Source organism: Pseudomonas sp. Irchel s3b5, from assembly GCF_900187435.1.
In the GTDB taxonomy this organism is placed as follows: Bacteria; Pseudomonadota; Gammaproteobacteria; order Pseudomonadales; family Pseudomonadaceae; genus Aquipseudomonas.
In genome coordinates, this window is record NZ_FYDY01000010.1 from 112,978 (window position 1) to 126,022 (window position 13,045).

A 13,045-nucleotide genomic window follows, 5' to 3' on the forward strand; every position below is an offset into this window, starting at 1 on the left:
ACGATGAATTTTTCCCAGTTCTTCATTTCGCGGCCGATCTTCGCGGCAGTGCTGTCGCTGCTGATCCTGATCGCCGGGGCGATCTCGCTGTTCCAGTTGCCGATCAGCGAATACCCGGAAGTCGTGCCACCCACCGTTGTGGTCCGCGCCAACTTCCCGGGTGCCAACCCGAAAGTCATCGGCGAAACCGTGGCCGCGCCGCTGGAGCAAGCCATCACCGGCGTCGAGAACATGCTGTACATGTCCTCGCAGTCCACCGCTGACGGCAAGATCACCCTGACCATCACCTTCGCGCTGGGCACTGACCTGGACAACGCCCAGGTGCAGGTGCAGAACCGCGTGACCCGGACCGAGCCAAAACTGCCCGAGGAAGTGACGCGCATCGGTATCACCGTGGACAAGGCGTCGCCCGACCTGACCATGGTTGTGCACTTGACCTCGCCGGACAAACGCTACGACATGCTGTACCTGTCCAACTACGCCCTGCTCAACATCAAGGATGAGCTGGCACGCCTGGGCGGTGTCGGTGATGTGCAGCTGTTCGGCATGGGCGATTACTCGCTGCGGGTATGGCTCGATCCGAACAAGACCGCTTCGCGCAATCTGACCGCGACCGATGTGGTGACTGCTATTCGTGAGCAGAACCGTCAAGTGGCGGCCGGTGCGTTGGGTGCACCGCCAGCGCCGAATGCCACGGCGTTCCAGCTGTCGGTCAACACTCAGGGCCGGCTGGTGTCCGAGGAAGAGTTCGAGAACATCATCATTCGCTCTGGCGACAACGGTGAAATCACTCGCCTCAAGGACATCGCCCGCGTTGAACTGGGTTCCAGTCAGTACGCCTTGCGCTCCCTGCTGAACAACCAGCCGGCGGTGGCGATCCCGATCTTCCAGCGTCCGGGTTCCAACGCCATCGAGATCTCCAACGAGGTTCGGGCAAAAATGGCCGAGCTGAAGAAGAACTTCCCCGAAGGCATGGACTTCAGCATCGTCTATGACCCGACGATCTTCGTGCGCGGCTCCATCGAGGCGGTGGTTCACACCCTCTTCGAAGCGCTGATCCTCGTGGTGCTGGTGGTGATCCTGTTCCTGCAAACCTGGCGCGCCTCGATCATTCCATTGGTCGCTGTGCCGGTGTCGCTGATCGGTACGTTTGCGGTGATGCACCTGTTTGGCTTCTCGCTCAACGCCTTGTCGCTGTTCGGCCTGGTATTGGCGATTGGTATCGTGGTGGACGATGCGATCGTGGTGGTGGAAAACGTCGAACGGAACATCGAACTCGGACTCACTCCCGTCGAAGCCACCAAGCGCGCCATGCGTGAAGTGACCGGCCCGATCATTGCCACGGCGCTAGTGCTGTGTGCGGTGTTTATTCCGGCGGCGTTCATCTCCGGGTTGACCGGGCAGTTCTACAAGCAGTTCGCCTTGACCATTGCGATTTCGACGGTGATCTCGGCCTTCAACTCGCTGACCCTGTCGCCGGCACTGGCTGCGGTATTGCTCAAGGGCCATGACGCACCGAAAGACCGTTTCTCCAAAGTGCTGGACAAGATTTTCGGTGGCTGGTTGTTCCGACCGTTCAACCGCTTCTTTGAAAAGGCCAGCCATGGTTACGTCGGCACCGTTGCCCGCGTGATCCGCTCCAGCGGTATCGCCCTGCTGCTGTACGCCGGCCTGATGGTGCTGACGTTCTTCGGTTTCTCCAGTACCCCGACCGGTTTCGTACCCGGCCAGGACAAGCAATACCTGGTGGCCTTCGCGCAATTGCCGGATGCCTCGAGCCTGGACCGCACCGAAGACGTGATCAAGCGCATGTCCGAGATGGCGCTGAAGCAACCCGGCGTGGAAAGTGCCGTGGCCTTCCCGGGCCTGTCGATCAACGGTTTCACCAACAGCCCGAACGCCGGCATCGTGTTCGTGACCCTCAAACCATTCGACGAACGTAAAGACCCGAGCATGTCCGCCGGTGCGATTGCCGGTGCCTTGAACGGCCAATACGCGGACATCCAGGAAGCGTACATGGCGATCTTCCCGCCGCCGCCGGTACAAGGCCTGGGCACCATCGGTGGTTTCCGCCTGCAAATCGAAGACCGGGGCAACCTGGGCTACGAAGAGCTGTACAAGGAAACCATGAACATCATCAACAAAAGCCACAACGTGCCGGAACTGGCTGGGCTGTTCACCAGTTACACCGTGAACGTGCCGCAGGTCGATGCCGCCATCGACCGAGAAAAAGCCAAGACCCACGGCGTGGCCGTCAGCGACATCTTCGACACCCTGCAGATCTACCTGGGTTCGCTGTATGCCAACGACTTCAACCGCTTCGGTCGCACCTATCAGGTCAACGTTCAGGCCGAGCAACAGTTCCGCCTCGAGTCCGACCAGATCGGCCAGTTGAAAGTGCGTAACAACAAAGGCGAGATGATCCCGCTGGCGACCTTCATCAAGGTCAGCGACACCTCGGGGCCGGACCGCGTGATGCACTACAACGGCTTCATCACCGCTGAAATCAACGGCGCGGCCGCACCCGGCTACAGCTCCGGCCAGGCCGAAAAAGCCATCGAGAAACTGCTCAAGGAAGAACTGCCGAACGGCATGACCTACGAATGGACCGACCTGACCTACCAGCAGATTCTGTCCGGCAACACCGCACTGTTCGTGTTCCCGCTCTGCGTACTGCTGGCGTTCCTGGTACTGGCAGCCCAGTACGAAAGCTGGAGCCTGCCACTGGCGGTGATCCTGATCGTACCGATGACCCTGCTGTCGGCCATCACCGGTGTGATCGCTTCCGGTGGCGACAACAACATCTTCACCCAGATCGGCCTGATCGTTCTGGTGGGGCTTGCCTGTAAGAACGCGATCCTGATCGTCGAGTTTGCCAAGGACAAACAAGAGGAAGGCATGAGCCCGCTGGCGGCGGTACTCGAAGCGTGCCGCCTGCGTCTGCGGCCGATCCTGATGACCTCCTTCGCGTTCATCATGGGTGTGGTGCCTCTGGTGTTCTCCAGCGGTGCCGGTGCGGAAATGCGTCATGCCATGGGTGTGGCGGTGTTCTCCGGGATGCTCGGGGTGACCTTCTTCGGTCTGTTGCTGACGCCGGTGTTCTACGTATTGATCCGTAACTTTGTCGAGCGCGGTCAAGCGCGCAAGGCCGCCCGGGCGCTGAAACTGGAGTCGCAACAATGAGTCTGAAAGCCTTCCTGCCGAGCCTGCTGGTACTGGCGCTGAGCGCCTGTGCCGTCGGCCCGGACTACAAGACACCAGCCACGGAACCGGCCAATATCACCACCGCCACCGATGGCGCCGCCGGCCAGAAAAACTTCGACCGCTCGCGTTTCGAAGGCATCTGGTGGCAGCAGTTCGAGGACCCGACCCTTGACCAGTTGGTGCTCGAATCGCTCAAGGGCAACCGTGATTTGCGCGTCGCTTTCGCTCGCTGGAAAGCGGCCCGGGCGATCCGTGATGACGTCAGCAACGACGCTATGCCGACCATTACCAGCCGGGCCAGCAGCGATCTGGGCAAAGGCCAGATTCCGGGACAGACCACCGACCGGGTCAATAGCGAACGCTATGACCTGGGGTTGGACATGGCCTGGGAGATTGACCTGTTTGGCCGCATCCAGCGCAATCTGGAATCGGCCAACGCCGAACAGCAGGCCATCGAGGCTGACCTGTATCAGCTGCAAGTCACCATGATTGCTGAGCTGGTGGACGCTTACGGTCAACTGCGCGGTGCACAACTGCGGGAAAAGATCGCATTGGCCAACCTGCAGAACCAGCAGGAGTCACGCAAGATCACCATCAGTCTGCGTGATGCCGGGGTGGGTGATCAGCTCGACGTCGAACGCGCCGATGCGCGTCTGGCCTCGGTTGAAGCCAGCGTGCCGCAATTGCAGGCCGAACAGGTCCGGCAGAAAAACCGTATCGCTACCCTGCTGGGTGAGCGTCCGGACAAGCTCACCGTGGACCTGAGCCCGAAAGACCTGCCGGCGATTGCCAAGGCCCTGCCGATTGGTGATCCGGGCGAACTGCTGCAACGCCGTCCGGACATCCTCAGCGCTGAACGCAAACTGGCTTCGGCCACGGCGCGCATCGGTGTGGCCAAGGCTGATTTGTTCCCTCGGGTCAGCCTCAGCGGTTTCCTTGGGTTCACCGCCGGGCGCGGTTCGCAGATTGGTTCCTCGGCGGCCAACGCCTGGGCGCTTGGCCCGAGCATCACCTGGGCAGCGTTCGACCTTGGCAGTGTGCGCGCCCGTTTGCGCGGTGCCGATGCCGATGCCGAAGGCGCCCTGGCGACCTACGAGCAACAAGTATTGCTGGCCCTCGAAGAATCGGAAAACGCATTCAGCGACTACGGCAAACGCCAACAACGGCTGATTTCGTTGATTCGTCAAAGCGAGTCCAGTCGTTCGGCCGCCGATCTGGCGGAGATCCGCTATCGCGAAGGCACCGCCGATTTCCTGGTGTTACTCGACGCCCAGCGCGAACGCCTGGCCGCCGAAGACACCCAAGCCCAGGCCGAAGTTGACCTGTATCGCGGCATCGTGGCGATCTACAAGGCACTCGGTGGCGGCTGGCAACCGGAGACGGTCGCCAGCAAGTAACTCGGTTTTAAAGCGCTCCTTTGGTTGGCCGCAACCAACCAATTTCTTAGCCCTGCGTCTCATTCGGTCGCGGGGCTTTTTTTGTCTTCTCAAAAACACCACCTGCCCTCTTGCGGGAGATTCTATGTTGCCCGGCAAACCTGATTCACCTCGTCGTCATCGAATTTTTCGCGAGCAGGCTCGCTCCTACAGGGGTTAGCGGTGATTTTCTTCGACCGTCACCGTAGCCGTTGTCCCGGCCCTCAGTTTGTCTTTACCGGCATAGTCAGCATCAATCTCAATCCGCACCGGCACCCGCTGTGCCAGTTTCACCCACGTATAGCTGGGATTGATATTCGCCAGCAGGCGCCCGCCCGGCAGGTTTTCCCGGTCGGCGATGGCGTAGGCAATGCTTTGCACGGAGCCATAGAAGGTCTCGCCGCTCATCAACTCGATTTTCACCCGGTCGCCCTGCCCGATCCGGGGCAGCTTGGTTTCTTCAAAATAGCCGCTGACATAAAACGAACTGCTGTCCACCAGCGCCAGCAAAGGCCCGCCGGTGGAAGCGTAATCACCCTCTCGGGTCAACAGGTTGGTGACAAAGCCCGTGACCGGCGAAATCACCCGCGTGCGCTGCAAATTGAGCTCGGACTGGGTCAATGCGGCGATGGCCAATTGCACATTGGCCTGCGCCAACACCAGATTGGCCTGATTTCGCAGCAAGTCCGCCTGGGCGACGGCGGCGTCCGTATTGGCTTTCTCCCATTCTTCGCCGGAAATCGCCGAACGATCCTTGAGTGTGCGTCGACGTAGTTCCTCGCTCTGACGTTGTTTGAGCAGTGCTTCACTGGCCGTAATCGATGCCTCGGCCTGCCCGAGGGAAGCTTTCGCCACTTCCACTCCGCGCTTGGCATGTTCCACCGCCAGGTTGTACCGCGCCGGGTCGATTTCCAGCAGCAGCTGGCCCTTGTCCACGTGCTGGTTGTCCTGCACGGCCAAGCTGACAATCCGCCCCGACACATCGGCGGACAGGGTCACCACATCCGCACGCACTCGTGCGTCCCGGGTCCAGGGCGCGCGGGTGTAATGCTCCCAGGCAAACCAGCCCAGGACCAATGCCAGCACCACCACTGCGACGGTCGTGAGTCGAGAAAAAAGGGTCTTCAATGGCTCAAACTCCCATCAACAAAATCAAGGTTGCACAGACACAGACATACAACGCGCCTTCGAACAGCGCCTCATGCCAGACGAACTGCAACACGCCAAGGCGCCGCAAGACCCAGTCCAGCAGCAGGAAAACCGGGAGCCCCAGAATCAACGCCTGGGCTATCGGGGGTAGATAAACACCTCCTATTTCCAGATCAATGGGCAAGTGCGGGTTCTCCTTGGTCAGGTGCGGGTTCAAAATAGTGGCGATAGCGTTCAACGAACGACACCACGATCAACAGCGCGACGCGCATCCGGAAGACCGACCACAGATGTTCGTGAACGCTTGAGTGCAAGCCATCCAGCTCATCACCCAAGGTACGCAGGTCTGCAAGGACCGTGTCCGGCTCAACTCCGGGGCGCCCCGCAACCAGGCGCCCGGTTTGCCGGACCGCTGCGAACAGGCGACCTTGAATGTCCGGGCTCAGCAAGTCGTTGTTTTGTCCCTGCTGCCTGAGCTGATTCAAGGCAATGCCCAGTGCCATGCTGCCCAGGCTGACCTGAAACAGTTCCCGCGACTGCGCATCCTGTGTCGCCGGCAGCAGTCCCAGCATCATGGTCAGGCGGTCGACCATCCGGCTTTCGAAGGCAAATTGCTGCTCATCGGTGGCTGACGTTTTGAGCAAGGCGTACACCTGCTCGCCGTTCTCCTGATGCAGGCGACGCAGACGCAGGTCAGGCCGGAACGGGAAGATCAACGAATAAACACTCAGCGCCAGTACCGTGGCGCAGGTATAGGCCCCGGCAAATTCGAACCACTGGATAGCGGTGTTTTGACCGAGCCCGATGTTTTGCGGGCCGAACATCAGAAACGTCGTGAGACCCAGCCCAATGCCGGTCCCGGTGGTGGGCGGACTGGAAAGCCCCACCGCGACGGCGTAAAGCAAGGGCACCAGCAACAATGCCAGCAACTCGAAGTTGCTGATCATGGGCACAAGCATGAACTGAAGCAGCGCTGAAACCACCAGCGCCAGTCCGAATCCTCGCGCGTAGCTCTGAACAGCCAGCAAGGGCCGTGGAAATGTGGCCATCAGCGAGCAGAGAATCCCCACCAGCACCATCCCGCCCCGCGCTCCGTCCCAGCCGGTTTCGATCCAGATCAGGCCGGCCACCAGTAACGCGGAGAATGCACGAACAGCGTTCATGGTCGCCAAGGTGAAATCCAGGTGCAGCGGGTTTTCCTGACCTCGATACATGCTGCTGGCTGCACGTCCGCTCTGGATCGCATCGCTCAATTCGAGAATCTGTTCAAGCTGCTGCAACATGCGCGCCTGTTCCCAGCGCAGCGACCAGGCGAGGGAGCGCAAGGTGGCCGGCATGGTCTCGGTGAGTTGTTCGGCGCGGTAGGCCAGTTCATCGAAACGCTGTTGCAGCGTCGTGAAGTGGTGGCGTTTCTCGGCTGACAGCGAACGCCCCTGCTGCGCCAGTTCATCGAGAAAGGCCAGCTCTTCGGCACGCAAGCGCTGAATCTCTTCCGGCAACTCGCCCTCCCAGCGCTCGGTCAGCAGCAGGCGCTGGTGACGCAATGCGGTGAGTCGCGCCGTCAACAACACCAACTGATTGCCCAGCAATTGCACCAGGCCATTGGCGCTGCGCAAGCGTGGCGCGTCGAAATACAGATGCCGGCGCACACCTTCCAGCGCGCTGATTTCGCCCAAGAGCTGCATTTGCCGACGATGAAAATCCTCTTCGGTTTCTTCGGTACGGATGACGGCGCTTGCATGGGTGGCCAGTAACTTGGTGATTTGATCGATTTTCGCAAAGTAGTCCCGGGCGACGGACTCCGGTCTGGCCGTCAGCAGGCTGACCACACACACGCACGCGACGGCCAGCAGCGTCTCGGTCACACGGGTCACGGCCAGTAAAAAAATGCCGTCCTGATCCGGTACAGCCAGTAATGCCACCACTACAGCGGTGTAGCCACTGAGCACGAACGCCTGGGAACTGGTGTAACGCAACAGCGTGCCGCCGGCGGTGCACAGCGCCAGCCACAAGGCCAGCGTGGTAATGAACGGTAAAGGCGCCTGGGGAAAAATGCCCATGATCACCACCGCGACGACCGCCCCCAGCGTTGTGCCGATCACCTGGCCAAAACTGCGGGCCAGCACCATCCCGCCCAGCGGCTGACTGATGATGACCACGGCCATGATCGACCATTTGGGTTGCTCCAGGTCGAACAGAAAGGCCAGGTACAGTGTCAGCAGCCCCGCGGCGATGGTTCGCAGGGCGAACAGCAACACCCCGCGCCCGGGATTGATCATCATTTTGAAATACTGCAACAACGCTTGCATGGGAGTGCTCATCGAGTCATCTCCAGCAAGCGTAGTCACTGCTTCGCTGCCTCGACAGGTTTCACTGTCGACAGCGCATGCAGGGCTATTCATCGGCCGCTGAAGGCCCGTTCGTACCGATGAAGTGCGATTCACCCACCCAAGGGTTTGACTCACAGCCCGGCCTGACCGAAGCTGGCGCCTTTGCAAAAGCTTGCCAGCTCCCGGATTCTGCATGCCCACGTCCCGCCGCTATCTGCTCATCAGCCTCTGCGCCCTGTTTGTCATCGGCCTTGCGTGGGTTTCCCTGCGCAGCACCGCCCCGGTCATTCCCGAGGCGATCAAGAACGGTTACAGCGAAGCGTTGGCCAAAGCCAAAGCAGGCCAACCTGGCGCCGCGCGAGTGCTTTACCAGCAACTGGCGCGCCCGGACCTCAAGCCCAAGCGTCGGGTCTGGCTGCATGCCGAACTGCCCAACTACCCAAGCTCGGTCGCCCTGAAACTGGCGGATGCCGACTTGCAGCACGAGTCGCCCGAGGTTCGCATCGCGGCGATCAAGAGCATCAGTGGCCTGGTGCCCAATGGCCAGCGCAGCCTGTTGATCGGGCCATTGCTCGACGACAGCGAGCAAAGCGTGCGCCTGGCGGCGATCAACGCGTTGCTGGGTTTGTCGCCCGATGACCTGGGTTTGTATTTCGGGCCCTTGCAGCAGGCAATCGATGCGTGGGAGCAAGTACTCAAAAACGCGCCGCAAAGTGCCGAAAACCAGTATCAGCTGGCCCGATTGCACCTGCACAACGCCGAATTGAAAGAAGCGCAGCAGGCTCTGGAAAATACGTTGCGACTGGATCCCGCCAATCTGCCCGCACTGGTGATGCAGATCGACGTACTGGATAAGCAAGGCCAGAACGACGCCGCCGGGCAATTATTGGCCAAGCAACTCCAGGCCCAACCCAACTCAGCCTATTTGCAACATGCTCTGGGGCTTTGGTTGCTGCATCACGGGCAAAGCGAGTTCGCCCTGCTCGGCCTGTCCAAAGCCGTCGAGCTTGAGCCGAACAACAAGGACTACCGCTACGACCTGGCCACCACGTTGTATGCTGAACACGAGCTGGAAGCCGCGCAAAAGCAACTGCAGGAAATCGTTCAGCGCTACCCCAATGATCGCAAGGCACGGGTCTTGCTGATCAATTACTGGAAGGAAAGCGGTCAACTGCAAAACGTGCAGATTCTCCTGGCGCAACTCGAACAGCTCAATCCCGACGATCCGGCCCTTCAGCAAGGGCTTTGACCCCGTGAAAATTTCGTTGAACCGTCGTCTCGGCCAACGGTCAAGTGAACAGGCAGCCCATTACGGCACTTCGCACGGCAGCCTCGTTTCCCCTGATCATGAGAGGGCATTTTTTGTCTACATCCAACGAGTTCACGCGTGAAAAAGCGGCCACTGGTATCGAAGGCCTGGACGATATCCTTGATGGCGGGCTGTCCCGCAGTCATCTGTTTTTACTGGAAGGCGAGCCGGGCACCGGCAAGACCACTGTCGCGCTGCACTTCCTGTTAGCGGGTGCGCAAGCCGGCGAGCGGTCGTTGTACATCACCTTGTCCGAGACCGAGCGCGAGTTACGCCAGGGCGCCCGGTCCCATGGCTGGGAGCTGGACGAAAACGTCCACATTTTCGAACTGACGCCTCCGGAAAGCCTGCTCAACGCCGAGCAGCAGCAAACCTTGCTGTACTCCTCCGACCTGGAACTGGGTGAAGCCACACGTCAGATCTTCGAAGTGGTCGAACGGGTCAAGCCGACGCGCGTCGTCCTCGACAGCCTTTCCGAAATCCGCCTGCTGGCCCAGAGTTCATTGCGTTATCGCCGGCAGATTCTGGCGATCAAACACTACTTCGTGCGCTATGACGCCACGGTGTTGCTGCTGGATGACCTGACCGCCGAATCGTTGGACAAGACCGTACACAGCGTCGCCCACGGGGTCATTCGCCTGGAAGAACTGACGCCGAATTACGGCGCTGAGCGGCGCCGTATTCGTGTGGTGAAGTACCGGGGCCAGAAATACCGCGGCGGCTATCATGACTTCACCATCATGAGCGACGGCGTACACGTGTTCCCGCGCCTGGTCGCGGCCGAGCACCGAGGGACTTACACGCGTCAACAGTTGACCAGCGGCATCCGCGAGATGGATGCCCTGCTCGGCGGCGGCATAGAAACCGGCTCCAGCACGCTGATCCTCGGCCCTGCCGGCACCGGTAAATCATTGATCTCGATGGTCTTCGCGGCGGCGGCCGTGGCCCGTGGCGAAAAAGCCGCGCTGTTTATCTTCGATGAAGAGCTGGGGTTGCTGTTCGAGCGCATGAAAAACATCGGCATCGACCTCAAGGCACTGCAAGACACCGGCAACCTGCTGATTGAGCAAGTGGATGCTGCGGAGCTGTCACCCGGCGAGTTTTCCCATCGGGTCCGGTGCTGCGTGGATGAAGGCAATATCAAGACCGTGGTGATCGACAGCATCAACGGCTATCAGGCTGCGATGCCGGAAGAAAATGCCCTGGTGCTGCACATGCACGAGTTGTTGCTGTACCTCAATCGTCAAGGCGCGGCGACGTTCATGACCGTTGCCCAGCACGGATTGGTCGGCGACATGCAGGCGCCAGTGGATATCACGTACCTGGCCGACACGGTGATTCTGCTGCGTTATTTTGAGGCTCTGGGCAAGGTGCGACGGGCGATTTCGATCATCAAGAAACGCACCGGCAGCCATGAATCTACCATTCGCGAATACCGCATCAGCGCGCAAGGCATGACCATCGGCGAACCGTTGGAAGCGTTCCAGGGCGTCTTGCGTGGCGTGCCCACGTACCTGGGCGCCAGCAATCCATTGCTAGCGGATGAAATCCGGTGACGAATGTGCAAGCAACGTCCGAGCGCGCCATCATCCTCGCGCCGCTCGGGCGTGACAGCCAGATCGCCTTGATGATGCTCAATGAGGCCGGTGTCGACGGGGTCATCTGTTGCGACCTGTTCGGGTTGTGCGCCGAATTGAAGCACGGTGCAGGCCTGTTGCTTGTTTCGTCTGAAGCTTTGCTGGGCAGTGATCTTGAACCGCTGCTGCGCCTGATCGAACAACAACCGGCCTGGTCGGACCTGCCGATTGTCCTGATGACCCACCATGGAGGTCCGGAAAATAACCCCGCGTCACGCCTTGGCTCGCAATTGGGCAACGTCACCTTTCTGGAGCGCCCTTTTCATCCCGCAACCCTGATCAGCCTGATCACCACGGCGCTGCGCGGACGCCGAAGACAGTACGAAGCCAGGGATCGGCTGATCGACTTGAGCCAAAGTGAACTGCGCCTGCAAAACACGCTTGAAACCCTTGAGCAACAGGTGGAAGAGCGTACGGCACAGTTGCGGCACAACGAAGAGGCGCTGCGCCAGTCGCAGAAGATGGAAGCGGTCGGACAGCTCACCGGCGGGATCGCCCACGACTTCAACAACATGCTGACCGGCATCATCGGCAGCCTGGAGCTGCTGCGTCGGCGTCTGGCCCGTGGTCGTACCGAAGATCTGGACAGCCTCATCGATCTGGGCGTGACGTCGGCCAACCGCGCCGCCGGCCTGACCCATCGGCTGTTAGCGTTTTCCCGACGCCAATCGCTTGATTCCAAACCGGTGGAAATGAATACGCTGGTGATTTCCATGGACGAACTGCTGCAACGCAGCATCAACGAAAGCATTCGCCTGGACATGCAGCTCCACGAGCAACTGTGGGTCGCCGAAGCCGACCCCAATCAACTGGAAAGCGCCCTGCTCAACCTCGTGATCAATGCCCGGGATGCCATGCCCGATGGCGGGAGCTTGCTGGTCAAAACCTGGAATGAGCATCTGGACATGGGTTTCACCGAAGCCCATAACAATCTCGAGCCCGGTGACTATGTGGTGCTCAGCGTCACGGACACCGGCTGCGGCATGCCGCAAAGCATTATCAACCGGGCTTTCGATCCGTTCTTCACCACCAAGCCGATTGGCCAGGGCACCGGCCTTGGGTTATCGATGATTTATGGCTTCAGCAAACAATCGGGCGGTCACGTCGCCATTCAAAGCGAAGTCGGTAAAGGCACCACGGTGAACCTGTATTTGCCGCGCTTCGGTGGCGAGTTGCCACAGGACAGTCCGATCAATATCCAGCATGCGCCTTACGCGCAAAAAGGCGAGACCGTGTTGATTGTCGAAGACGATCCGGCAGTACGGGTACTGGTCAGTACCGTGTTGAGTGATCTGGGGTATGCCTTCGTCGAGGCCCGTGATGCCGACAGCGCGGTGCCGATTCTGGATTCGCTCCAGCGCATCGACCTGCTGATCAGCGACGTCGGCCTGCCCGGCATGAATGGCCGGCAACTGGCGGAAATCGGCCGACAGCTGCGGCCTGACCTGCGGGTCTTGTTCATCACCGGTTACGCCGAACATGCGGCGGTGCGCGGGGGCTTCCTCGATCCGGGCATGCAGATGATCACCAAGCCGTTCACCTTCGATCTGTTGACGGCGAAGGTGCGGGAGATGATCAGGGTTTGATGCCTACGAAAGCATGTCCTGCATCAGCTCTTGCAGCTTGTCCAGATCAAACGGTTTGTCGAGAATCGGCGCCTTGCGCGTGATCGGGCTGTCCGTCTCGCGGATTTCCTGGGCGTAGCCGCTGATGAAAATCACCTTGAGTTCCGGTCGCAGCTTCACGGCAGGCTCGGCGATCTGCACGCCGGAAATGCCACCCGGCAGACGGAAGTCGGTGATCATCATGTCCAGGTGCGGTTTGCTGGCGAGAATCTCAAACGCCTGCTCACCGTTTTCGGCCTGCAAGACGCGGTAGCCCTCGCCCGATAGATAGGCCGACAACACCATCAGAATCGACGGATCATCCTCGACGACGAGTACTACATCTTGCGCATCTTCACTCATGGGAAGCCTTTGTTCAGTCAATTGCTGCTGATAC

Annotated in this window: 9 protein-coding genes; 5 read left to right on the forward strand and 4 right to left on the reverse strand. The window is 60.1% G+C overall.

Going from position 1 to position 13,045, the window contains the following annotated elements; all coding sequences use genetic code 11:
• The first annotated feature begins 3 nt into the window (after positions 1-3).
• Together CKW15_RS13815 and CKW15_RS13820 are read left to right on the forward strand one after the other, a co-directional pair.
• Positions 4-3,183, forward strand: coding sequence for an efflux RND transporter permease subunit (locus tag CKW15_RS13815; RefSeq protein ID WP_095152230.1), 3,180 nt, complete (start codon positions 4-6; stop codon positions 3,181-3,183).
• Complete coding sequence (locus CKW15_RS13820) at positions 3,180-4,601, forward strand: efflux transporter outer membrane subunit (RefSeq protein ID WP_095056141.1); 1,422 nt, start codon at positions 3,180-3,182, stop codon at positions 4,599-4,601. The genes CKW15_RS13815 and CKW15_RS13820 overlap by 4 nt, the downstream gene beginning before the upstream one ends.
• Before the next feature lie 195 nt (positions 4,602-4,796).
• Here the strand turns inward: CKW15_RS13820 and CKW15_RS13825 are convergent, their stop codons facing one another.
• The 3 genes from CKW15_RS13825 to CKW15_RS13835 are packed head-to-tail and all read right to left on the reverse strand — an operon-like array spanning position 4,797 to position 8,089.
• Positions 4,797-5,747: an HlyD family secretion protein gene (locus tag CKW15_RS13825; protein ID WP_095056140.1), complete on the reverse strand. Its 951-nt coding sequence runs from the start codon at positions 5,745-5,747 to the stop codon at positions 4,797-4,799.
• Between the two features lie 4 nt (positions 5,748-5,751).
• On the reverse strand, positions 5,752-5,952 hold the full coding sequence (locus CKW15_RS13830) for a DUF1656 domain-containing protein (protein ID WP_095056139.1): 201 nt from the start codon (positions 5,950-5,952) through the stop codon (positions 5,752-5,754).
• Positions 5,942-8,089 (reverse strand): FUSC family protein, encoded by a 2,148-nt coding sequence (locus CKW15_RS13835; protein ID WP_177450574.1) that lies wholly within the window; start codon positions 8,087-8,089, stop codon positions 5,942-5,944. Before CKW15_RS13835 ends, CKW15_RS13830 begins: the two co-directional genes overlap by 11 nt.
• A 202-nt stretch (positions 8,090-8,291) precedes the next feature.
• Between CKW15_RS13835 and CKW15_RS13840 the strand changes: the two genes are divergently transcribed.
• The 3 genes from CKW15_RS13840 to CKW15_RS13850 all read left to right on the forward strand — a co-directional run bounded on the left by CKW15_RS13840 (position 8,292) and on the right by CKW15_RS13850 (position 12,630).
• A complete protein-coding gene (locus CKW15_RS13840) occupies positions 8,292-9,347 on the forward strand; it encodes a lipopolysaccharide assembly protein LapB (protein ID WP_095056137.1) in 1,056 nt (351 codons plus the stop codon).
• Between the two features lie 113 nt (positions 9,348-9,460).
• Positions 9,461-10,963 carry an ATPase domain-containing protein gene (locus CKW15_RS13845; protein WP_095152231.1) on the forward strand — a complete coding sequence of 501 codons (1,503 nt, stop codon included), beginning with the start codon at positions 9,461-9,463 and terminating at the stop codon, positions 10,961-10,963.
• A complete protein-coding gene (locus tag CKW15_RS13850) occupies positions 10,960-12,630 on the forward strand; it encodes a response regulator (RefSeq protein ID WP_095152232.1) in 1,671 nt (556 codons plus the stop codon). The genes CKW15_RS13845 and CKW15_RS13850 overlap by 4 nt, the downstream gene beginning before the upstream one ends.
• A 3-nt stretch (positions 12,631-12,633) precedes the next feature.
• Here the strand turns inward: CKW15_RS13850 and CKW15_RS13855 are convergent, their stop codons facing one another.
• A complete protein-coding gene (locus tag CKW15_RS13855; protein ID WP_007970583.1) occupies positions 12,634-13,011 on the reverse strand; it encodes a response regulator in 378 nt (125 codons plus the stop codon).
• Positions 13,012-13,045: the final 34 nt, after the last annotated feature.